This window comes from Pseudomonas sp. DR48 (genome assembly GCF_019823085.1).
In the GTDB taxonomy this organism is placed as follows: Bacteria; Pseudomonadota; Gammaproteobacteria; order Pseudomonadales; family Pseudomonadaceae; genus Aquipseudomonas.
In genome coordinates, this window is the sequence record NZ_CP081946.1 from 4,560,567 (window position 1) to 4,583,170 (window position 22,604).

Genomic DNA, 22,604 nt, shown 5'->3' on the forward strand with positions numbered 1-22,604 from the left:
GCATGGAATTTTTCTTTGAAGTGTTGATTGGCGGGTTGCTGGCGGGCGTCATGTACTCCCTGGTGGCCATTGGGTTTGTGCTGATCTACAAGGCCTCCGGCGTTTTCAATTTCGCCCAGGGTGCAATGGTGCTGTTCGCCGCGCTGACCTTTGTCAGTCTGCTCGAGCGCGGCTTTCCCTTCTTCTGGGCGTTTGTCGTGACACTGGCAAGCCTGGTGGTGCTGGCCTTGCTGATCGAGAAAACGGTGCTTCGGCCCTTGGTCAATCGCCCGCCGATCATCCTGTTCATGGCCACGCTGGGCCTGTCTTACATGATCGAAGGCCTTGCGCAATTCCTCTGGGGCGCGCAGGTCCACGGCCTCGAATTAGGCATTGCCGATGAGCCGCTGGAAATACGCGGCATGTTGCTCTCGCAGTTCGACCTGTTCGCCGCAGGCACCGCCGCCACTTTGGTGATCGCCTTGTCATTGCTGTTCAACAAAACCCGGGTCGGTTTGTCCTTGCGCGCGGTGGCTGATGATCCGCTGGCATCCCTCGCCGTGGGCATTCGCCTGCCACGGATCTGGGCGCTGGTCTGGGCGGTGGCGGGTTTTGTCGGCCTGGTGGCCGGGCTGCTCTGGGGCGCCCGGCTGGGGGTGCAGTTTTCGTTGTCGCTGGTGGTGCTCAAGGCGTTGCCCGTGCTGATCATCGGCGGTTTCTCCTCGATCGGTGGGGCGATTGTCGGTGGGTTGATCATTGGCGCCGCGGAAAAAGTCGCGGAGATCTATCTCGGTCCGGTCATCGGCAGCGGCATCGAAAACTGGGTGCCTTACGTCCTCGCCTTGTTGTTTTTGCTGGTGCGTCCTGCCGGTTTGTTCGGCGAACGGGCGATCGAGCGGGTCTGATTTTTTTCAAGGAATGCCTCCATGCTTTATCAAGAAGCGGGTCAACTGAGCACCAGTTACGCAGCAGAACGGCGCACGTTTCGCTTGCGCCAGGACCGCCTGGGTTTATGGCTGCTACTGGGTTTTGCCTTCATCGCGGTGCCGTTGCTCGGCAACGATTACTGGTTCAGCGCGATTCTGGTGCCGCTGCTGGTGTTGTCCCTGGCGGGGTTGGGTCTGAACTTGCTGACTGGCTACGCCGGGCAACTGTCACTGGGGTCGGCGGCGTTCATGGCGGTGGGCGCATTTGCGGCCTACAACCTGCAACTGCGAGTGCCCGGTCTGCCGTTGCTGGTGAGCTTTGGCCTGGGCGGACTGATCGCCGCGCTGGTGGCGGTGCTGTTCGGTCTGCCGAGCCTGCGGATCAAGGGTTTTTACCTGTTGGTGGCGACCCTCGCCGCGCAATTCGTCGTGGAATGGGTGCTCACCCGGTTCAGCTGGTTTACCAACGACAACGCCTCCGGGGTCATCACCTCGCCACCGCTGTTGATCGCCGGATGGGATTTCAGTTCGCCCCGTGGCCGTTATCTGTTGACCCTGGCGGTGGTCGTTGTGCTGTTCTGGTTGGGCAAAAACCTGGTGCGCAGCGAGTTGGGCCGCAACTGGATGGCGGTGCGCGACATGGACACCGCCGCCGCAGTCATTGGCATCCGCCTGTTCAAGGCCAAGCTGCTGGCGTTTGCCATCAGCGGTTTTTATCTCGGCATCGCCGGCTCGCTGTGGGCGTTCGCTTACCTGGGCACGGTGGAGCCTCACGGGTTTGATCTCAGTCGTTCGTTCCAGGTGTTGTTCATCATCATTATCGGCGGCCTGGGCAGTGTGCTCGGCAACTTTCTGGGCGCTGCATTCATCGTGCTGTTTCCGATTCTATTGGCCAACGTCTGCGGGTTTTTGCCTGCCGGGCTGATCGACTCCGGGCAACTGGAAAACATCCAGAAAATGCTCTTCGGCGCATTGATCATCGCCTTCCTGATCAAGGAACCCGAGGGGCTGGCCCGGCTGTGGCAGCGCTTTCGGCAACGGGCCAGGGTCTGGCCGCTGCGGTACTGAATTCTTTCATCCCTGACAAAACCATCATCGATCCTCACGAGGAATTGCCTTCATGACTCACCGCACTTCGCTGCGTTGCCTGGCGCTGGGCCTGGCCTTTATCACCGCCGGGCTCAGTGCCGGCGTTCAAGCTGCCAACGAACAGTATTTTCCGTTGCAGAGCTATCGGGTCGGACCTTACGCCGCCGGTGGCACCGGCTTCTTCGGCGGGTTTATCGATTACCTGCAATACGTTAACTCGAAGGGCGGGGTGAACGGGGTCAAGCTGACGTGGAGCGAGTGCGAAACCGAGTACGTGGTCGAGAAGGGCGTCGAATGTTATGAACGCCTCAAAGGCGGACTCAATGGTGCGCCAGCGGCCGCGACCAACCCGCTGTCGGTGGGCATCGCCTACGCGACGCTCGATCGTTCGACGGCGGACAAGTTGCCGCTGATCACCATCAACCATGGTCGCACCGACTCCACCGACGGCAGTGTTTTCCCGTACGTGTTCCCGTTGCAGCTCAACCCGTATTCGGAAGTCTCGGCGATCATCAATTACATCGGTCAGCGTGAAGGCGGGGCCGACAAACTCAAGGGCAAGAAAATCGCCGTGCTGTACCACGGCTCGCCGTATGGCAAGGAAACCAACGGCGTGCTCGAGACACTGGCGAAAAACGCCGGGTTCGAACTCACGCTGCTGGAAGTGCCACACCCGGGCAACGAGCAGCAATCGCAATGGCTGAACATCCGTCGCCTCAAGCCTGACTGGGTGATTCTGCGAGGTTGGGGGGTGATGAACCCGGTGGCGCTGAAGTCGGCGCAAAAAGTCGGTTACCCGGCGGATCACATCATCGGCAATATCTGGAGCAACTCGGAAGAAGACGTGGTGCCGGCGGGTGCTGCGGCGAAGGGCTTCATCTCCATTACCACGCACCCATCGGGGACCGATTTCCCTGTATTGCAGGGCATCAAGCAGAGCGTGGTCGACGCAGGCAAAGGCAACCTGGCCGATCCGAAGCGCTTCGGCACCGTGTACTACAACCTCGGTGTGGTGAACGGCATTCTCAACGTGGAAGCGGTGCGCCTGGCTCAGGAAAAATACGGCGACAAACCGTTGACCGGTGAGCAGGTTCGCTGGGGCTTCGAGCACTTGAACCTGGACGATGCGCGGTTGGCGGCGTTGGGCGCCAAAGGGCTGGTGCAGCCGTTGAAACTGTCTTGCGCCGACCATGAAGGCGGCGGCGCCGTGCGCTTCCAGCAGTGGGACGGCCAGCGCTGGAACCTGATCAGCGATTGGGTCCAGGCGGACCGCGCCCTGTTGCGGCCGATCATCGAAGCCTCTGCGGCGCAATACGCCAAGGAAAAAGGCATCACCGCGCGCAATTGCAGCCAGGAGCAATAAAGTCCGATGAGCCAGAGCCTACAGGCCGACCCGCCGTTGCTGAGCGTGGAGCAGGTCGAAGTGTTTTACGAACAATCGATTCTCGCCTTGCGTGGCGTCACGTTGCAGGTCGGCCACGGGCAGATGGTGGCTTTGCTGGGTGCCAATGGCGCGGGCAAGAGCACCACGCTCAAGGCGATTTCCAGTCTGGTACGGGCCGAACGCGGTGAAGTCACCAAGGGCCGGATTGTCTATCAGGGGCATGCGATCACCGATGCCGATCCCGCCAGCCTGGTGCTGGCGGGGCTGGCCCAGGTGCTTGAGGGGCGGCATTGCTTCACCCACCTGAGCGTGGAGCAGAACCTGCTGATTGGCGGGTTCGTCGGGCGACCGTCGCGCAAAGTGCTGAATCAGCGTCTGGAGCGCATCTACGGTTATTTCCCCCGGTTGCGCCTGCTGCGCAAGCGTCTGGCCGGCTACACCTCCGGCGGCGAACAGCAGATGATCGCCATTGGGCGTGCGCTGATGTCCGAGCCACGCCTGTTGCTGCTGGATGAACCGTCCATGGGGTTGGCGCCCCAAGTGGTCGAGGAGATTTTCGAGATTCTCGCCCGGCTCAACCGTGAGCAAGGGTTGAGCCTGTTGGTCGCCGAGCAAAACATCAACATCGCCCTGGATTATGCGCAGTACGCCTTTGTGCTGGAGAACGGTCGCGTGGTGGATGAAGGTTCGGCAGCCGAGTTGGCCGGTCGTGAGCAGCTGCAGAATTATTATCTGGGGGGCGGTGGGGTAGGGAATGCATATTCTATTTAGTAATAAATAGATAATTATATATTCCTTTTGTTGTTGGTCCGTGTGGTGCACTTTGAGGGCCTGCGCATCCATGCGGATGTGCCCTACACCAGACAGGAAGCCTCGACATGACTATCAAAGCGATCAACGTCCGTAACCAGTTCAAGGGTGTCATCAAGGAAATTGTGCAAGGCGAAGTGGTGTCCGAAATCGATGTGCAAACCGCTTCCGGCATTGTCACCTCGGTGATCACCACGCGCTCGGTGCGCGACCTGGAATTGAAAGTGGGCAGTGAAGTGATTGCCTTCGTCAAATCCACCGAGGTCTCCATCGCCAAGCTCTGAATAACCCGTTCGACATTCAATATCTGTCGCCTCGGCCAATGCCGGTGTGTCGAGAATTTTGAGCGACGAGAATCCTGTGGGAGCGTGGCTTGCCCGCGAAGAATGCACCGCGGTTTTCAGGTATTACGCGTCATCGTTCTTCGCGGGCAAGCCACGCTCCCACAGGTTCTGCATCTCGATTTAGCGGTACTGGCGGCCTTGGCCGACCCCTCGTGCGCTAACTCGGTCAGAGCCCCCGGCTGCTTCTGATCAACTCATAGGCGCGACGCACCAGCGGGTTCACCGTGTTGGGGCGAATCCACAAGTGATAGGTCACGTCCGGCAGCCGTGGCAATCCGTCTGTTTCACCCAATACGCGCATGTCCGGGCCGAGCATTTCCATGCTGCGGGCGGTGACGCCGAGCCCGGCACGTGTCGCAGCCTTGATGCCGATCAGGTTCGAGGCCAGGTAGGCCTGGCGCCAGGGAATGTTCGCGCGTTCCAGGGCGTCCAGCGCATAGCGGCGATAGATGCTCGGCTCGTCCACCAGAATCAACGGCAAGGGTTCGCCGGGGTTGTGAATGTATTGCGCAGAACAGATCCACCACACCGGCGAGGTGCGCAGGGCAAAGCCTTCGAGGTTGGGGTCTTCACGGGTGGAAATCACCATGTCGATCTTGCCCCGGTGCAGGTCTTCCATCAGGAACGGACTGCGGCCGACATCAATCTCCAGGCGCAGGCGCGGTGCCGAGCGAGCGATGTGGCTGAGGATCGGCGGCAGGATGGTGTCGGCGATGTCATGGGGCGAGCCGATGCGCAACACGCCGCTCAAGCTGCTTTCACGCAGGGAGTTCAGGGCCTCGTCGTTGAGCGAGAGCATTTGCCGTGCATGACGCAGCAACTGCAAGCCGGCATCGGTGAGTTGTTTTTGCCGCCCGCGTTTTTCGAACAGGCTCACGCCGACGAGCTGTTCCAGGCGTTGCATGTGTTGGGTGACCGACGATTGCGTGCGGGCCAGTTGGGCGCCGGCCTCGGCAAAACTGTGGTGATCCACCACGGCAATGAAGGTGCGCAGCAATTCGAGATCTAGTGTGGGCAGCGTCGGCATGGCTATTACCAGGGCGGTTTTTATATCAAGAGTGTAAACATAAACATCACAAGTCTTTATGTTTTTCTGATGGCTGTCTTGATGCTTGACCCTTTAAGTTCAGCAAATAAAGGGTTTTTCGAGGCTTCAGTTTAGGTCGTCAGCTCACCAGTTATAACGATATTAGATATTTGAATTTCCGTTCAACCCACGCTGTACCTAGGATGCCCTCACATCAGGTCGGGGTACTCCGATCAACCATTAGGAGAAGCCCATGTTGCTCAAGCGCACGCCTGTTAAACGATTGTTGCCCGTGATGTTGGGCGCCCTGATTTCATTGGCAGCCAGTGCTGGCGCCCATGCGGATGCGACGCTGGACAAGATCGAGCAGCGCCATGTGTTGGTGGTCGGCGTGATGCTGTCCGGCGGTCCCTTTGGCGGGATCGATCCTGCGACCCAGAAGCCGCGCGGTTTGAACGTCGACCTCGCCCAGGAACTGGGACGGCAATTGGGCGCCGAGGTGCAACTGGTGCCGGTACTGCCGGCCAACCGCGTGCAATTTCTGCAGCAGGGCAAAGTCGATTTGCTGATTGCCAACATGGAATGGACCACCGAACGTGGCGAGATCCTCGGTTTCGTTCCGACGCCGTTCTATCGCGTCGGCGGCACCGCAGCGGTGCTCAAAGACAGCAAGATCACCCGCTGGGAAGACCTCAAAGGCCAACCGGTCTGCACCTCCCAGGGCAGCAGCTACGTCAAGCCGCTCACCGAGTTCGGCGCTGAGATCAAGGCGTTCAAGAGCTCTTCGGAATCCTTGCTGGCCCTGCGCGGTAACAACTGCGTTGCGGCGGTGCATGACGCCACGCTGATCAATCCGTTGCTCGCCGATACCGCCGAATGGCAGGGCTATCGTGCGATCACGCCGGAACTCAATCCCGCACCGTCAGTGATCTGGACCCGCCCCGGTGAAAGCGACACCCAGGCCAGGCTCGATCCGATCGTCAAGGAGCTGCATCGCAGCGGTTGGTTGATCCAGGCCCAGACCCGCAACCACATCACGCCTGCTTCACCGGCGCTGGTCGAGCTGCAAAAGAAGTTTCAGGGCAGCGGCGCCTGATCGCGTTTCTTCCTCTTTCTCTTATCCAACAGGCCGTCGTTTTGCGCGACGGTCGTGCAAGGTAACCGTGCATGAATCGTCACTTTAAAGCCATGACCACGCTGTGCCTTGCAGGCGCTGTCGCATTTGGCGCCAGTCTCGCCCAGGCCGACGCGACGCTGGACAAGATCGAGCAACGCCACGCCATCAGCGTCGGGGTGATTCTCAGCGGTCCGCCGTTCGGCACCATCGACCCGAAGACCGGCGAACACCAGGGCTACAACGTCGAACTGGCCAAGGGCGTGGCCAAGGCGCTGGGTGTCGAGGCCAAGACCGTCTCGGTGCTGGCGCCCAACCGCGTGCAGTTCTTGCAGCAAGGCAAAGTCGACATCCTGATCGCCAACATGCAGTTCACCGAAGATCGCGCGGAAATTCTCGATTACGTGCCCACGCCTTATGAGGAAGTGGGCGGCGCGGCGTTGATTCGCAAAGGTGCCGGCATCACCCAATGGGCCGACCTCAAAGGCAAACCGGTGTGCGTGTCCCAGGGCAGTAATTTCATCAAGCCCTTGCAGGAAACCTACGGCGCCGAAATCAAGGCATTCCGCAGTCAGTCCGAATCGCTGTTGTCATTGCGCGGCAACGGTTGCGTGGCAGCGGTGCATGTCAGTCCGACCATGCATGCGTTGTTGAGCGATGCCGAGTGGGCCGGGTACGAGATCCCGCTGCCGGGGGATTTGATCCCGTCCAACTCGGTGATCTGGGTGCGCAAAGGCGAGCACGATACCCAGGCAAAACTGGATGCCATCGTGCGCGACTGGCACCGCAGTGGCTGGCTGATCGAACTCGGCGAGCGCACCGGCATGGCACCATCCCAGGCCTTGCGTGATCTGCACGAGCAATACCGCAACGCCGCGCCGCTGGCATCGCAACCATGAGTCGGCCGTTGTTCGAGGTGTTGCAGCAACTGCTCGGCGCCCGCCATGTGCAGAGCAGCGAGGAGGCGGCGCCATACCTGACCGACAAACAGGGCCGTTACGTCGGGCAAGTGGTTGCTGCCGTGCACCCGGCCAATACCGAGGAAGTCGCCGCCGTGGTCCGTGCCTGTGTGGCCGCCGATACGCCGGTGGTGGTGCAGGGCGGCAACACCGGTTTGATGGGCGGCGCCACCCCGGACGCCAGTGGCCGTGCGGTCCTGCTGTTGCTCGATCGTCTGAATCGAGTGCGTGCGGTGGACACCGACAACGACACCCTGACCGTCGAGGCCGGCTGCATCCTGCAAACGATTCAGGGCGTCGTCCGCGAGGCCGGTCGCCTGTTCCCGCTGAGCCTTGGTGCCGAAGGCAGTTGCACCATCGGCGGCAATCTCGGCACCAACGCGGGCGGCACGGCGGTGTTGCGTTATGGCAATACCCGCGAGCTGACGCTGGGCCTGGAAGTGGTGACCGCCGAGGGCGAAATCTGGAATGGCTTGCGCGGTTTGCGCAAGGACAACACCGGTTACGACCTGCGCGACCTGTTTATCGGCAGCGAAGGCACCCTCGGGATTATCACCGCCGCGACCCTGAAACTGTTCCCGCTGCCCAAGGCGCAGGTCACGGCGCTATTGGCCTTCGACTCGTTGGTCCAGGCGGTGCAGTTCCTCTCCCATGCCCGCGCCGGTTTTGGTGCCAGCCTGACGGCGTTCGAATTGCTCAGCGCCGATTGCCTGGCGTTGTTGCGTGAGCAATTTCCCGAGGGCCCCCAACCTTTTCTCGGCGTCAGCCAACCCTGGTTCGCCTTGCTGGAACTTTCGGATAACCACAGTGAAAGCCATGCTCGCGAAGCCTTTGAAGCCGTCCTCGGCGAGGCGTTCGAAAACGGTTTGCTGGCCAATGCACTGATTGCCGAAAGCCTCGCGCAGAGCGAAGCGCTGTGGTTGCTGCGCGAAAACATGAGCGAGGCGCAGAAGCGCGCCGGGCGCAACATGAAGCACGACATCTCGGTGCCGATTTCCCAGATCGTGGCGTTTGTCGCCCACACCGATGCGCTGTTGCAGGCGCATTTTCCGGGCGTTCGCCACTTCACTTTCGGCCATCTGGGCGATGGAAACCTGCACTACAACGTTGCTCATCCACTGGATTCAACGGCCGATGCGCACATGGCTCATTACGCCGCGCTCAGTCTGCTGGTCCACGACAGCGCCCACGCCCATGGCGGTTCGATCAGCGCCGAGCACGGCATCGGCCAACGCAAACTGGGGATGCTGCAGCGCTACAAAAGTCCGGTGGAGCTCGACTTGATGCGGCGCATCAAGCAGGCGCTGGACCCGAAAAACCTGCTCAATCCAGGCAAGGTCGTGGAGGTGCTTCAGTCATGACGATCAGCCTTTCAAAACGCGTGCAACGCGTCTCGCTGTCGGCCAATGCCGCCGCCAAATCCCGGGCCACCGAATTGCGTGAGGCGGGTCGCGACATTCTCGACCTGACCACCGGCGAGCCGGATTTCGACACCCCCGAACACATCAAGCAAGCCGCCTATGCTGCTATCGCTGCCGGTGCCACCAAATACACCCCGACGCCCGGCGTGAAGGCTTTACGGCTGGCGGTGCAACGCAAGCTCCAGCAGGAAAACCGGCTGGACTATCCACTGGCCTCCATCGTGATTGCCAATGGTGCCAAACAGATCATCTTCAACGCGTTTGCTGCGACCCTCGACGACGGCGACCAAGTGCTGGTGCCGACGCCGTACTGGCCATCCTTTCCGGACAGCGTGCGGTTCAACGGTGGCGAGCCGGTGTTTATCGAATGCGGGTTGGCGCAGGGCTGCAAGCTCACCGCAGGACAGTTGGCGCAACACATTGGCGAGCGCACGCGCTGGCTGATCCTCAACGGTCCCGGCAATCCCAGCGGCGCGGTGTACAGCGCGGCCGAGTTGCAGGACATCGCCGAGGTCCTGCGCCGTCATCCTCAAGTGATGATCCTGCTGGATGAGCTCTACGAACACATTCGCTTTGACGGTCAGCCGCCGCAGAGCCTGCTCAATGTCGCGCCGGACCTGCAGCCGCGCTGCCTGTTGGTGGGCGGTGTGTCGAAGACTTACGCCATGACCGGGTGGCGCATCGGTTTTGGTGCCGGGCCGCAGGAGTTGACCAACGCCATGGCCGTCGTGCAATCGCAATCCACCTCGGGGGCTTCTTCTGTGGGCCAAGCCGCCGCGTTGGCAGCCTTCGAGGGTGGACTGGATTTCTTGCCGGAACAGGTCGCGGCTTATCAGCTGCGTCGGGATTTACTGGTCAGCGCCTTGCGCGATGTCGACGGTCTTGAAGTGCTCGAACCCCAGGGCGGTTTCTTTGTGTTTGTGCGCTGCGCCGGTTTGCTGGGGCGATATCGTCCCGACGGCGCATGCCTGAACAGCGACGCTGATGTGGTGGCGTATTTGCTGGAAGAGGGCGTGGCCGGTGTGGCGGGCAGTGCTTATGGTTTGTCGCCGTGGTTTCGCCTGTCCATCGCCACGGCGACCGACAGCGTCGCCGAAGCCGGGCGACGCATTGCCCGGGCCTGCACACAGTTGCGAGGCGAAGCATGAGTCATTGGCTGCAAGTGTTCGTCCACTGGACCGCCGGGTTCGGCTTGAATTACAGCTTTCTGCTGGATGCCTACCAACGCGGAACCCTGGAGCAGGGCGCGTTGACCACGGCGTTGCTGTGCCTGTTCACCATCGTCGGCAGCCTGCTGGCCGGTGTCGGATTGGCGGCGATGCTGACGTCGGGCAATCCTTGGCTGGCAAAACCGGCTCGGGTATTTGTCGAGGTCACCCGCAACACGCCGACGCTGGTGCAGCTGTATTGCGCGTTCCTGGTGCTGAACATGCTGCTGACCCAGGCCGTCGGCGCGGCCAATCCGCTGACACCGTTCGCCTGGGTGGTGATCGTGATTTCGCTGCACAAGGGCGCATTTCATGCCGAAGCCTTGCGTGCGGGGATTGACGCGGTGCCGACGGTGACGCTTGAGGCGGCCAGTTCGCTGGCGTTCAGCAGCCGTCAGTTGTTATGGAATGTGCAACTGCCGCTGGCCCTGCGCTTCGCCTTGCCATCGCTGATCAACAACCTGATCGACCTGGTGAAGATGACGGCGGTGGCCTCGGCCATTGCCGTCGGCGATATCACCTACGCGGCGATCATGATCTGGACCCAGAGCGATAACGTGCTGGAGCTGATGATCCTGATCCTGAGCTTTTTCGGTCTGCTGAGTTTTATCGTCAATTGCGTGGGGCGCTACCTGGAAGCGCGCCTGAGGATGCCCGGCTATGGCCATTGAATCGTCCGTCGATGCGCCGTTGGCCTGGCCGCGCCGGCATGTCGGCAAATTGCTGGTGTTGGCTTGCGTCGTGTTTTGGCTGGTGTATTACGCCCCGCAAAGTCCAGTGCTCAAGGCCTTGTGGCAATGGTCGCCGGCCCTGGCCACAGGCTTCGGCCAGAACATTCTGATCAGCCTGGTCGCCATCGGCCTGGGTTCGCTGCTGGGATTGCTGGTGGGTGCGTTGGCATTATCGCCACTGCGGCTGTTGCGCTTGCCGGCGCGGCTCTGGGTGCAAATCTTCCGCAATGCACCGTGGCTGGTGCTGATCTACTTCACCACCTATGTGTTCCCTTTCGAGATCCATATCGGCAGCGCGTATGTCTCGTTTCCGGACTGGGTCAAGGTGACGATTGGCCTGGCGTTGCCGGCGAGCGCCAACGTCGCGGAAATCTTCCGGGGCGCCATTGCTTCGATCCCGAGCACTCAATGGGAAGCCGCCCGTTCGCTGGCGTTTACCCGCGGACAGATCTTCCGCTCGATCATCCTGCCGCAGTGCTTCAAGCGCATGTTGCCGCCGTGGATGAACCTCTACGCGGTCATCACCATGGGCACTGCACTGGCGTCTCTGGTGGGCGTGCATGACGTGATCGACACCGCGCAAATCGCCAGCAACACCGTGAACATGACCGGTTTCACCGTGGTGATTTACCTGAGCCTGCTGGTGCTGTTCTTCGCTTATTGCTACCCGATTTCCCGACTCACCCAACACCTGGAGCGACGTTATGCCTTCTACTGAAACCGTCGCCGAGCCGCTGGTCAGCCTGCGCGACCTGCACCTCTCGTTCGCCAGCAACCCGGTGCTGAAGGGCATCGATCTCGACGTCCATCGCGGCCAGGCGGTGTCAATCATCGGCCCGTCGGGCTCCGGTAAATCAACCATCCTGCGCTGCATCACCGGCCTGTTGCAGCCACAGCGCGGCACCATCCGCGTCGGCACCACCCAGGTTCACACCCTGGCCCAGGAAGCCCAGCGCATCGCGTTGCGCAAGCGCGTGGGCTTCGTGTTCCAGCAGTACAACCTGTTCCCGCATTTGTCGGTGCTGGAGAACCTGGTGATTGCGCCGCGCAAGGTCTTGGGGCGCAGCCGGATCGATGCGGAAAAAGAAGCGCGCGCCTTGCTGGCCAAAGTGCGCATGGAGCACAAGGCCGACGCCTATCCGGGGCAACTCTCCGGTGGGCAGCAGCAGCGGGTGGCGATTGCCCGTGCACTGGCCATGCGCCCGGAGCTGATCCTGTTCGATGAAGTGACCTCGGCCCTCGACCCGGAAACCGTCGGCGAGGTGCTGACGGTGATTCGCGAGCTGACCGAAGAGGGCATGACGTGCGTGCTGGTCACCCACGAGATGCGTTTCGCCGAAGAGATCAGCGACATCGTCTACTTCACCGAAAACGGCGTGATCGTCGAGCACGGCAGCGCCGCACAGATTTTCCAGCACCCGGGCAGTGAGCGCACCCAGGAATTCCTGCGCCATGCATTGGGTGATCCGGGACGTCGTCCCGCCATCGCCAACGATCCGTACCTGTTGAGCAACCTGAGTCGCTACAGCCTGTCCGTTTAATCCCGAGGAGCCTGTTCATGAGTAACGTTAACCGTGCCGCTGTCATCGAGGATTTCCTGAAGAAAATCCGAGTCATCAATCAACGTGGCGTCGACCGCGCCGCGCTGGGCGAAATCGTTGCCCTGCTCGAAGCCCTGGCCGAGCGCCGTGATCTGTTCAATTTCGACGAGTTCCCCGCGCCAGTGCCTGGGCAGGGCAGCACCGCATTTCGCTACCGCCTCAACGACGACGGCGACACGCCAACGCTGTACCTGAACTCGCTGTTGCCGGGTAAAAGCACGATCCCGCACAACCATGAAACCTGGGCAATCATCAGCGCCGTCGAAGGCCAGGAAATCAATTACGTCTACCGCCGTGACGACGAAGGTCGCGAGCCGGGTTTCACTACCTTGCACCTGGAAAAACAAGTGATCGTGCAACCCGGCACCTCGATCTCGTTTCTCGGTGAAGACCTGCATGGCATTCGCGTCGAAGGCGAGCAAGCGACCTTGCATTTCCATCTCTACGGTCTGCCGCTGGAGTCGCTCAACGGTCGTTACGGCGTCGAGGCCGACGGGCGCATTCTCAATTACAACGCTTCGCAAATGGCCCCGTCGATCAAGGCTTACGCATGATCGATCTGTATTACTGGCCGACCGGCAATGGTTTGAAAATCGGCATCTTGCTCGAGGAGCTCGGGCTTGAGTACCGCGTGCTGCCGGTCAACATTCGTCAGGGCGAGCAGAAGCAGGCGGCGTTCCAGCGCATCAGTGCCAATGGACGGATTCCGGCGATTGTCGACCATGCCCCGACGGGTTTGGGCGAACCGCTGAGCCTGTTCGAGTCCGGCGCGATCCTCAATTACCTGGCCGACAAGGCGGGGCGTTTTCTGCCGCCGGCCGGCAGTCTCGAGCGGCAGAAAGTCCAGGAGTGGCTGTTCTGGCAGGTCGGGCATATCACCCCGTACCTGAGCCAGTTGCAGCTGTTCAAGGAGAAGGCCCCGGCGCCGATTCCGTTTGCCCTGGACTTGCTCAATGCCGAGGCGACGCGTCTTTACCGGGTGCTGGAAACGCGCTTGGCCGAGGTGCCGTATGTGGCAGGCGAATACTCGATCGCCGACATGGCGATCTTTCCGTGGATTCAGCCTCTGCGTCAGGGCCAGGACCTGGCCGACTTTGCGCAGATCCATGCCTGGCGCGAGCGCCTCAAGGCGCGCCCGGCGGTTCAGCGTGCTTACGCGAAGGGCCGGGAAGTCGCGGCCAACGAGCGCTCCCTGGCACTTCAATAATTCTTTTTTCAAGCGGGACTTCCATGAGCCAGACCGTAACCCCAGGGCAACTGCAGCAATGGCTGTTCGACGGGCAGGAAATCGCCCTGTTTGATGTGCGTGAGCACGGACAATATGGCGAAGCCCATCTGTTTTTCGGGGTGAACCTGCCCTACAGCCGACTGGAGCTGGAGGTTCGGCGTCTGGCGCCCAATCCTCAGGTGCGGCTGGTGATTTATGACCAGGACGGTGGTGAGATCGCCGCACGTTCTGCCCAGCGTCTTCACGCGTTGGGGTATGGCCGCGTGCACGTGCTTGAGGGCGGTGCCGATGGCTGGCAGGCCGCCGGGTTGCAGCTGTTTGCCGGCGTGCATGTGCCGTCGAAGGCGTTTGGTGAATTGGTCGAAGAGGCCAGTCACACGCCGCATGTCACCGCACAACAACTGGCCGAATGGCAAACCCGGGGAGAGCCTTTGGTGGTGCTGGACGGTCGGCCGTTCGAGGAATACCGCAAGATGACCATTCCCGGTTCGGTCTGCTGCCCGAACGGCGAACTGGGTTATCGCATCCATGACTTGGTGCCGGACGACACCACGCCGATTGTGGTCAATTGCGCCGGTCGCACCCGCAGCATTATCGGGGCCCAGACGCTGATCAATCTGGGGTTGAAAAACCCGGTTTACGCCTTGGAGAACGGCACTCAGGGCTGGTATCTGGCCGATTTGCAGCTGGAGCACGGCAGCACTCGACGCTATGCCGACGAAGTCAGTTCTGGCCCGTTGCCGGACCAGCGCCTGGCGGCTGCGCAACTGGCGGCTCGGACCGGTGTGAAGACCGTTGCGGCGGCTCGGGTCGAGCAATGGGCCGGGGAAGCCGGTCGCAGCCTGTTTTTGTGCGATGTGCGCACCGCTGAAGAGTTTGCCGCGGGCAGTCTGCCGGGCGCACAACACACGCCGGGCGGACAGTTGATTCAGTCCACCGATCTGTATGTCGGTGTGCGCCGGGCACGGTTGGTGTTGATCGACAGCGATGGCGTGCGGGCGCCGATTGTCGCCAGCTGGCTGCGGCAGTTGGGGCACGAAGCGTATGTGCTGGAGGGCGGCGTGAGCAGTGGTCTGGCGTTGCCTTCGGTCGAGGTCAGCGCTGCGAACGTGTTGCCGACGATCTCTGCACGGGCGCTGGCCGATGCGCTGAAGGATGACGCGGTTGCGCTGATCGACCTGCGCCCGAGCATGACCTATCGCAAGGGCCATATTGCCGGGTCGCGCTGGTCGATCCGCTCGCTGTTGGCGAAGGAAGTGGCCGGTGAGCAGCGACCTTTGGTGTTGCTGGCCGATGATCCATTGCTGGCTGCTTTCGCGGCACAGGATCTGCCGGAAAATCAGCCAGTCCGGTTGCTCGAAGGCGGACTCGATGCCTGGCGTGCCGCAGGTTTCGCGGTGCAGGAAAATCCGGCCAAGCCTGCCGATGAGCAGTGCATCGATTTCCTGTTCTTCACCCATGATCGACACGCCGGTAACAAGGATGCGGCACGCCAGTATCTGGCGTGGGAAATCGGTTTGCTGGCGCAGATGAGCAAAGACGAAATCGCCAGCCTCAAGCCGCTGCATCCCCAGATCGCCAAGGATGCGCGGATCCGCACGCGCCTGGTCCATTCGGCGCGTACCGAACCGGGCAACGGTGGTCGCGCGGTCAACGTGCCGGTCACCCGTTTAAGCACGGTGCTGTTCGACAACCTGGCGCAAATGCGCGACGCCCGTGCTCGCCGTGATAGCGAACGAGTGCTCAGCTACGGCGCCCGGGGCAATCCGACGGCATTCGCCCTCGAAGACCTGGTCACCGAACTGGAGGGAGGCTATCGCACGCGCCTGTTCGGCACCGGGCTGGCGGCGGTCGCGCAGACGTTCCTGGCGTACCTGCGGCCCGGCGATCATGTGTTGATCACCGACGCGGTCTACGCGCCTGTACGGCGCCTGGCCCGCGATTTTCTTCAGCCGTTCGGCATTCAGGTCAGCTATTTCGCCCCTGACGGCAGCGACCTGCCGGCGCAGCTGCAAGCCAATACGAAAATGGTCTACACCGAAGTCCCGGGGTCCTTGCTGTATGAACTCTGCGACTTGCCGGCCATCGCAGCCCTGTGCAAACCGCGTGGCATCCTGCTGGCCGTCGACAACACCTGGGGTTCGGGTTACCTGTATCGACCGCTGGCCCTCGGCGCGGACATCTCGATCATGGCGTTGACCAAATACCTGTGTGGCCACAGCGATGTGGTGATGGGCAGCGTCTGCACCCGGGAAGATGTCTGGCAGCCGCTGGCGACCATGAGCGACACTTTTGGTACGGCCGTCAGCCCCGACGATGCCTATCTGGTGCTGCGCGGCGCCCGAACACTGGCGCCACGCCTGGACGTGCATGAACGCCAAGCCCTGGAAATCGCCCATTGGCTGCAAGCGCAACCGCAGGTGAAACGGGTGTTCCATCCGGCCTTGCCCGATCATCCGGGGCACGCGCTGTGGCAGCGGGACTTCAAGGGCAGCAATGGTTTGCTGTCCTTTGAATTGCGCGAGTCTGCCCCGGCCAATGTCGAGCGCTTCATCGATGCGTTGCAGGTGTTTGGATTGGGCGCGTCCTGGGGAGGTTACGAAAGCCTGATCACCGTCGCCGATACCACAGACCGCAACAGTGCGGTGGATCGCGCCTTGAACCCGGTGCTGCGGTTGCATATCGGGCTTGAGGATGTCGAGGCGCTGATTGAGGATCTTCAGCGTGGATTCGCTGCGTTACTATGAGGACTTCAAGGGGCCGTTCAGGCTCCACCGGCCAATAGACAGTAGCGAATCATGCAAGCCCCGACCTATCAACTGCTGGAAGTCGCCAACGGCAAACCGATCAAGCTCTGGACCGAAGGCGTCCCGGTGGAACACGAAGCCCGGCAGCAGTTGATCAACACCGCGAAGATGCCGTTCATCTTCAAGCACCTGGCGGTGATGCCCGACGTCCACCTGGGCAAGGGCTCGACCATCGGCAGTGTCATCCCTACGGTGGGCGCGATCATTCCGGCCGCCGTCGGGGTCGACATCGGCTGCGGCATGATCGCTGCGCGCACATCGCTGACGGCTGCCGATTTGCCGGACAACCTGCATGGCTTGCGCTGCGCCATCGAAAAAGCCGTGCCCCATGGCCGCACGATGGGCCGTGGCATCCGCGACAAAGGCGCCTGGGACAGCGTTCCCAAACAGGCTGATCACGCTTGGACGGCGTTGCATTCACGGTTCAAGGCGATCACCGACAAATACCCGAAACTCGCCAGCACCAACAACCGTGTTCACCTGGGGACACTGGGCAGCGGCAACCACTTCATCGAAGTGTGCCTGGACGAAACCAACCGGGTCTGGTTCATGCTGCACAGCGGCTCACGCGGGGTCGGCAACGCCATCGGCAACCTGTTCATTCAACTGGCCCAGGCCGACATGCGTCAGCACATCGCCAACCTGCCGGACCGCGACCTGGCCTATTTCAAGGAAGGCAGCCGGCATTTTGATGACTACGTCGAAGCCGTGAACTGGGCCCAGGACTTCGCCAAACAGAACCGCGCATTGATGATGCAGGCGGTGATTCAGGCAACACGCAAAGTGATCAGCAAACCCTTCGACGTTGCCCTGGAAGCGGTGAACTGCCACCACAACTACGTGCAAAAAGAGCGGCACTTCGGCCAGGACATTCTGGTCACCCGCAAGGGCGCGGTGTCAGCGCAAAAGGGCGAGCTGGGGATCATCCCGGGATCAATGGGCGCCAAAAGCTTCATCGTCCGCGGCCTCGGCAATGAAGAGTCGTTTTGCTCCTGCAGCCACGGTGCCGGCCGCGTCATGAGCCGCACCAAAGCGAAAAGCCTGTTCACCGTCCAGGACCAGATCCGCGCCACTGCCCACGTCGAATGCCGCAAGGACGCCGCCGTCATCGATGAAATACCGATGGCCTACAAAGACATCGACCACGTCATGCACGCCCAGCGCGAGCTCGTGGAAGTGCTGCACACCTTGCGGCAAGTGGTGTGTGTGAAGGGCTGAACGCAGTCATTAGCGGTACTTGATCACGATCCCCTTGAGCTTGCGCCCCTCGATGGTTTCGACATCGCGCGCCCACAGCGGCCCGCTGACATAGGCACCCACCGGCTGGATATGGTCATAGACCACCACCACGGCATCGCCCCCGAGCTTGGCCGCCTCGTCCCGCAGTTTTTCTTCGACTTTGGTAATCGGCGGGGCAGGGTCGACACTCGCATCGATCAGCACTTCACCTAACCGGACATGCGGACGCAGCGGCTCGGTGCGCAACACCACGACCTCGCTGGGCAGCGTCGGCGCAGGATGCTCGACGCCCACATACGCAGTGGTCTGCGCATCGACAGTGGCGCAACCACTCAGTGCGAGCAGGGCGGCGGTGAGTCCACCCGCCAACAGGGACAGTTTGAGACGGGTGGACCAAGGGGCGTCATGTGCAGGCATGGTGAAACTCCTCCGAAGTGTCCGCTGCAACGCGGGCTGCCTTGTTGACGGTAGCAGACGGTCCGGGAGTTTCCAGAAAGCCCAACCCTTTCAGGTTGGGCTTTTTCAATGTCTTGAAACGTCACTGATCCTTTTCGCAATTCACCATCCACGACACACCAAACCGGTCCACCAGCATCCCGAAGCGCTCAGCCCAGAAGGTCTTGTCCAGCGGCATCTGCACCTTGCCGTCCTCCGACAACGCACCAAAAACACGCTCGGCCTCGGCAACGCTGTCGACATTCAACGAAATCGAACAACCGCTCATATCATCCGTCGGACGATCCGGGGTGGTGTCCGATCCCATGATCGCCTGATCACCTACTGCCAGGCGGGTATGAATGATCAGATTATGCAGGTCGGCAGGAAACTGCTCGCGAGCCGGGCTTTCGCCGAAGGTCATCATCATTTCGATCCGGCCTTGCAGGGCTTGCTCATAGAACGTGAAGGCGGCTTTGCAGTCGCCGTTGAAGATGAGGTAGGGATTGATTTTCATGTTTGCTCCCGTTGACCGAGGGACCTGGAGACTCCCTCTGGCCTATCAATTGACTCCAAGTAGCAAAGCCTTAGAGACGGGATTGTGCCGAGTTTGTTTAGACGTTTTTTCTATTGAAGGGACGGGGCTTATTGCTTGATCGATGCGTCGTGATTTTGGGGTTGTTGATTAAGCGGCGCGCTCGTAGTCGATGATTGCTTCGGCGGCTTCCTCTGCTCCAAAAAACACTTGGGGCTCAATGCCATCCTCTAAGCTTTGGCGCTGAAGATCTTCAAGACTTTGCTCATATTCGGTGATTAGCGCTCGATCGAATCGGTCAAGTGACTTTGGCGTCCAGATGAAAAGGGTGCATTTGTTTTGGGGTGCATCGGCCATTTTGTGTTTTACAAAGTGCAGATCCCACAAGCGACTTTTAGCGCCATCTACATGCCGGCTGATCTGTTTGGATGGTTTTATTTTTGCCAGGCTAGCGACCATTTTGTTCCCGGAAAAAAATAGATTGCCTCGGGCCCCCTGCATCGCTTGAGTGTGAAGCGGAAGGTTGAAACGGTCTCGCAGCCCAGGCAATTTTCCAAGGACACGCTCTTGTATGTCGGAGCGAAGCTGACCAAGATTCTGTTCGTAAACGATCGGATCGTCTTCAGCATCTTCTTCTTCAATAGCGTCGGAATGAACTGAGGAGAGGCTTGATGTGAGGCTGCATGCCTGCCGAAGAATATGCTTCATGTTCACACCTAGACCCTTTCGGGTTTTCCCAACAGATATCCCGTGGATACCTGCTGAAAAACTACCTTCAAAGCCAGCCTCTGCGAACTCCAGCGCTCTGCTAAGTGCCAATTCCATCATTTTCTGCATTCCTGCAGCAGATGCTCCGTACAGGCATTTTAATGCCTTGTCACTAATTGCCAGGCAACCGTCAACGCCAGTGCTCGATTTCGCAACAACCGCTATTGTCAGGCGTTCTCCCGATTGAACGATGGGCTCAAGGTAAATGGGAGCCCAATCGGCCTCATACTCTGGAAAACTTGGGAAGTCGGAAAAATCTGGAAGCATCGTGTTAGATCGCCAAACTGTTTTGTTTTACACCAAGCGCGCTATCCAATAGCACGCCCATATGTTGGACTCGGGACTCAAGGAATTCCACCACCCGGTCAACCTGCGCAATCGATACCTGACAATACTCTGGCTGGCTAGCTGCAGCATATTTTTGGAAATCTGCGTCGTATATGGGGGCAGAGGTGTTCTTGAGCTTTTTGGCTGACAGGTGACGCTCGAAAACTGTGACCTCACCGATGACCATTTGCAGCAAGCGATTCTGGATGTTTTTTCCGGCCTCGGACACGGGCGAAGCCAAAGCTTCTTCATGATCAATCAACCAGATTGCACCGTCGGCTCCGACAAGCAAGTTCCGCAGATTCCTATCCGTATTGGCGACGAGCTCGTCAAATACGATTGCAGCGTGAAGATGAGACCATTTGTTCAGGAGGTGCGAGACTTTGTCGAATTTGATAGCACGACTGACAGGAATAGCGTTTGTGTCGATGCTGGCGAGGGCAATGCACTTGCCGGGTCCTCGTCCGAGTGACTCGCCTCTTGCGATGACTAGCGCGGTGAGGGGAATTGGGAGGCCAAAAAACCGCCCGATTGTGGCGCTCATCGTTTCTGCGAACAAGCGCTCTGCCGGAAGGAATTTTACGTAGGCGTGAAGATCGCGTCTGTATCCTTTAAGTCCAGTAACTGTCCCGTAGAACAGCGGGTGCTGGCCCTTGATGTCCGGATCATCGACGGGGGCTCCCTGTAGGAAAAGTCCAAGCGGAATGTCCAGGACTTCCAGATTTGAGATCGACATCCTTTTCTACACTTCCTTTGTCGCCTGACTGTTGATCCGCGACGTTCATTTTTAAGTAAATCCCCTGATGGTCGGCTTTTGCCGGCAGTGGAGGAGAGGATTGTCTTGGGCAAGTCCGTCAGTTGTCGCGACAGGGAATGGAGTTCTCTCACGGCTTTGAGGCTTAAATAGAGGATGTAGCAGGTTAAGTCGAATGGCAATGTACGGTCACTTGAAGTCACAATTTCAACTCGGTTGACCATCCACGACGATATGGGCGCATATGAAATCGGGCAGTGATGCGGCGGCTAACCGGAGTGCATGTGCTGCCACTGAAGTGACACCCGGTCCTCAGGCTACCGCCCGCGGGGCGCAGGATGGACGCAGCAGGCGCTCAACGGCGCCACTCACCAGGTTTTCCAGCAGCTCATCACGCTGCGCGTCCTCCAGCGGATGCTGGGCCAGCCAGCCGGGCGCGCTGTTGAGCAGGTTGGCAATGGCGTGCCCGGTGGCCATCAAACCCTGTTCGCCGAGGCGCGAACGGACGCCAAGCATCTTCAGCAACGTGCGCTCGTATTGCTCGCGCAACAGCCGCACGCGCGCCTGCTGTTCTTCGTTGAGGCAGCCGCTGTCACGTTCCGCCAGACGAAAATGCCAAGGCATTTCCCGGTGCAGGTTCAAATGCGCACGGATCAGGTTGGGCAGTTTGTCGCGTTTGGCCGAGGCCTTTTGATCGATACGCCCAAGGGTCGACAACAGTTCTTCATAGAACTCTTCGATCAGGTCGAGCAGCAAGTGCTGTTTGCTCGGGTAATGGTGATACAACGAGCCCGGGGACAGCCCCAGGCAGGTGGCCAGTTCACGCATGCCGACCTGACCGAAACCCTTGCTGGCGAACAACTCCAGCACCTTGTCCCGGTACTCGGCGAAGCGTGAGCAACGCTCAGGCATAGGCATGGAAGCCACGTCCTGTCTTGCGTCCCAGGTAGCCGGCGGCGACCATTTCCTTGAGCAGCGGGGCCGGGCGGTATTTGCTGTCGTTGAAGCCGTCGTAGAAGGCTTCGAGAATCGCCAGCACGGTGTCCAGGCCGATCAGGTCCGCCAAGGCCAGCGGGCCGATCGGCTGGTTGCAACCCAGGCGCATGCCGGCGTCGATGTCTTCAGCGCTGGCCAAACCTTCCTGAAACACCAGAATCGCTTCGTTGATCATCGGCACCAGAATCCGGTTGACCACGAAACCCGGACGGTTGCCGGCGGTGATCGCGGTCTTGCCGAGGGTGGTGGCCATGTCCAGCGCTAGCGCGTGGGTGGCGTCGCTGGTTTGCAGGCCACGGATCACTTCGATCAGGCCCATCACCGGCACCGGGTTGAAGAAGTGCAGGCCGATAAAGCGCTCAGGCTGGCTGACGCTGGCGGCCAGTTGCGTGATGGACAGCGACGAGGTGTTGGAGGCGATCACGCACTCGGCGCTGACCTGCGCGGCGATCTGTTGCAGCACGCGCAGTTTCAGGTCGAGGTTCTCGGTGGCGGCTTCAATTACCATCTGCGCGTTCTGCAGGCTGCTGTAATCGGTGCTGGTGCGGATCCTGGCGAGGGCGTCGAGCTTCTGCGCTTCGGTCAGGGTTTCCTTGGCCACTTGCCGGTCAAGGTTTTTGCCGACGGTCGCCAGGGCCTTTTGCAAGGCGCTCTCGGCGATGTCGATCAAGGTCACGTTGAAGCCAGCCAGGGCGCAGACTTGCGCAATGCCGTTGCCCATGGTGCCCGCACCGATCACACCAATGTTTTGCAGATTCATCTTTGCGTCCTTCCGGTCAAACCCCGCGATACCTTGGCCGACTGGGTGGCCGAAGGCGTACTATTGGCCGCGAGTCTAGAACCGGCGGGGCAGTTGTCCTATGCCGCAACTGTTCAACGGTACTGGTGTTTTTTGCCATTCGGGCGATGGGGAGAGAAGCGT

The 22,604-nt window shown here is 60.3% G+C and carries 23 protein-coding genes; 16 read left to right on the top strand and 7 right to left on the bottom strand.

Annotation, left to right across the window (positions count from 1 at the left end; genetic code table 11):
• Positions 1-2: 2 nt before the first annotated feature.
• From K5K95_RS20705 to K5K95_RS20725, 5 genes are all read left to right on the top strand, one after another.
• Complete coding sequence (locus K5K95_RS20705) at positions 3-884, top strand: branched-chain amino acid ABC transporter permease (RefSeq protein ID WP_222585851.1); 882 nt, start codon at positions 3-5, stop codon at positions 882-884.
• A gap of 21 nt (positions 885-905) precedes the next feature.
• On the top strand, positions 906-1,973 hold the full coding sequence (locus tag K5K95_RS20710) for a branched-chain amino acid ABC transporter permease (protein WP_222585852.1): 1,068 nt from the start codon (positions 906-908) through the stop codon (positions 1,971-1,973).
• 52 nt (positions 1,974-2,025) lie between these two features.
• Positions 2,026-3,357, top strand: a complete 1,332-nt coding sequence (locus tag K5K95_RS20715) for an ABC transporter substrate-binding protein (RefSeq protein ID WP_222585853.1) — start codon at positions 2,026-2,028, stop codon at positions 3,355-3,357.
• Positions 3,358-3,363: 6 nt separating this feature from the next.
• Positions 3,364-4,149: an ABC transporter ATP-binding protein gene (locus K5K95_RS20720; protein ID WP_222585854.1), complete on the top strand. Its 786-nt coding sequence runs from the start codon at positions 3,364-3,366 to the stop codon at positions 4,147-4,149.
• A gap of 107 nt (positions 4,150-4,256) precedes the next feature.
• Positions 4,257-4,472: a molybdopterin-binding protein gene (locus tag K5K95_RS20725; protein WP_027921432.1), complete on the top strand. Its 216-nt coding sequence runs from the start codon at positions 4,257-4,259 to the stop codon at positions 4,470-4,472.
• 226 nt (positions 4,473-4,698) lie between these two features.
• On the opposite strand, the gene K5K95_RS20730 is transcribed toward K5K95_RS20725, so the two are convergent.
• The gene (locus K5K95_RS20730; protein ID WP_222585855.1) at positions 4,699-5,559 is read right to left on the bottom strand and encodes a LysR substrate-binding domain-containing protein; all 861 of its coding nucleotides are present in this window, start codon (positions 5,557-5,559) and stop codon (positions 4,699-4,701) included.
• A 253-nt stretch (positions 5,560-5,812) separates the two neighbouring features.
• Between K5K95_RS20730 and K5K95_RS20735 the strand changes: the two genes are divergently transcribed.
• The 11 genes from K5K95_RS20735 to K5K95_RS20785 all read left to right on the top strand — a co-directional run bounded on the left by K5K95_RS20735 (position 5,813) and on the right by K5K95_RS20785 (position 17,846).
• A complete protein-coding gene (locus tag K5K95_RS20735) occupies positions 5,813-6,655 on the top strand; it encodes a transporter substrate-binding domain-containing protein (protein ID WP_222585856.1) in 843 nt (280 codons plus the stop codon).
• A gap of 71 nt (positions 6,656-6,726) precedes the next feature.
• On the top strand, positions 6,727-7,572 hold the full coding sequence (locus K5K95_RS20740) for a transporter substrate-binding domain-containing protein (RefSeq protein WP_222585857.1): 846 nt from the start codon (positions 6,727-6,729) through the stop codon (positions 7,570-7,572).
• Positions 7,569-8,993 carry an FAD-binding oxidoreductase gene (locus K5K95_RS20745; RefSeq protein ID WP_222585858.1) on the top strand — a complete coding sequence of 475 codons (1,425 nt, stop codon included), beginning with the start codon at positions 7,569-7,571 and terminating at the stop codon, positions 8,991-8,993. Before K5K95_RS20740 ends, K5K95_RS20745 begins: the two co-directional genes overlap by 4 nt.
• Positions 8,990-10,201 carry an aminotransferase class I/II-fold pyridoxal phosphate-dependent enzyme gene (locus K5K95_RS20750; protein WP_222585859.1) on the top strand — a complete coding sequence of 404 codons (1,212 nt, stop codon included), beginning with the start codon at positions 8,990-8,992 and terminating at the stop codon, positions 10,199-10,201. The genes K5K95_RS20745 and K5K95_RS20750 overlap by 4 nt, the downstream gene beginning before the upstream one ends.
• Positions 10,198-10,932 carry an amino acid ABC transporter permease gene (locus tag K5K95_RS20755; RefSeq protein WP_222585860.1) on the top strand — a complete coding sequence of 245 codons (735 nt, stop codon included), beginning with the start codon at positions 10,198-10,200 and terminating at the stop codon, positions 10,930-10,932. The genes K5K95_RS20750 and K5K95_RS20755 overlap by 4 nt, the downstream gene beginning before the upstream one ends.
• The gene (locus tag K5K95_RS20760; protein ID WP_222585861.1) at positions 10,922-11,710 is read left to right on the top strand and encodes an amino acid ABC transporter permease; all 789 of its coding nucleotides are present in this window, start codon (positions 10,922-10,924) and stop codon (positions 11,708-11,710) included. Before K5K95_RS20755 ends, K5K95_RS20760 begins: the two co-directional genes overlap by 11 nt.
• The gene (locus tag K5K95_RS20765) at positions 11,697-12,533 is read left to right on the top strand and encodes an amino acid ABC transporter ATP-binding protein (protein ID WP_222585862.1); all 837 of its coding nucleotides are present in this window, start codon (positions 11,697-11,699) and stop codon (positions 12,531-12,533) included. Before K5K95_RS20760 ends, K5K95_RS20765 begins: the two co-directional genes overlap by 14 nt.
• 17 nt (positions 12,534-12,550) lie before the next feature.
• A complete protein-coding gene (locus K5K95_RS20770; RefSeq protein ID WP_222585863.1) occupies positions 12,551-13,147 on the top strand; it encodes a cysteine dioxygenase in 597 nt (198 codons plus the stop codon).
• Complete coding sequence (locus tag K5K95_RS20775; protein WP_222585864.1) at positions 13,144-13,800, top strand: glutathione S-transferase N-terminal domain-containing protein; 657 nt, start codon at positions 13,144-13,146, stop codon at positions 13,798-13,800. Before K5K95_RS20770 ends, K5K95_RS20775 begins: the two co-directional genes overlap by 4 nt.
• Before the next feature lie 23 nt (positions 13,801-13,823).
• The gene (gene metC / locus K5K95_RS20780) at positions 13,824-16,568 is read left to right on the top strand and encodes a cystathionine beta-lyase (protein WP_222585865.1); all 2,745 of its coding nucleotides are present in this window, start codon (positions 13,824-13,826) and stop codon (positions 16,566-16,568) included.
• Between the two features lie 51 nt (positions 16,569-16,619).
• A complete protein-coding gene (locus K5K95_RS20785) occupies positions 16,620-17,846 on the top strand; it encodes an RtcB family protein (protein WP_222585866.1) in 1,227 nt (408 codons plus the stop codon).
• Between the two features lie 9 nt (positions 17,847-17,855).
• Here the strand turns inward: K5K95_RS20785 and K5K95_RS20790 are convergent, their stop codons facing one another.
• The 6 genes from K5K95_RS20790 to K5K95_RS20815 all read right to left on the bottom strand — a co-directional run bounded on the left by K5K95_RS20790 (position 17,856) and on the right by K5K95_RS20815 (position 22,442).
• Positions 17,856-18,284 (bottom strand): hypothetical protein, encoded by a 429-nt coding sequence (locus tag K5K95_RS20790; protein ID WP_222585867.1) that lies wholly within the window; start codon positions 18,282-18,284, stop codon positions 17,856-17,858.
• 121 nt (positions 18,285-18,405) lie between these two features.
• A complete protein-coding gene (locus K5K95_RS20795; protein ID WP_222585868.1) occupies positions 18,406-18,819 on the bottom strand; it encodes a VOC family protein in 414 nt (137 codons plus the stop codon).
• Between the two features lie 168 nt (positions 18,820-18,987).
• Positions 18,988-19,872, bottom strand: a complete 885-nt coding sequence (locus tag K5K95_RS20800) for a hypothetical protein (protein ID WP_222585869.1) — start codon at positions 19,870-19,872, stop codon at positions 18,988-18,990.
• A gap of 4 nt (positions 19,873-19,876) precedes the next feature.
• Entirely contained in the window at positions 19,877-20,668 is a 792-nt protein-coding gene (locus tag K5K95_RS20805) for a HipA family kinase (RefSeq protein ID WP_222585870.1), read from the bottom strand.
• A 330-nt stretch (positions 20,669-20,998) separates the two neighbouring features.
• Positions 20,999-21,604 (bottom strand): TetR/AcrR family transcriptional regulator, encoded by a 606-nt coding sequence (locus K5K95_RS20810; RefSeq protein ID WP_222585871.1) that lies wholly within the window; start codon positions 21,602-21,604, stop codon positions 20,999-21,001.
• Entirely contained in the window at positions 21,591-22,442 is an 852-nt protein-coding gene (locus K5K95_RS20815) for a 3-hydroxybutyryl-CoA dehydrogenase (RefSeq protein ID WP_222585872.1), read from the bottom strand. Before K5K95_RS20815 ends, K5K95_RS20810 begins: the two co-directional genes overlap by 14 nt.
• Positions 22,443-22,604: the final 162 nt, after the last annotated feature.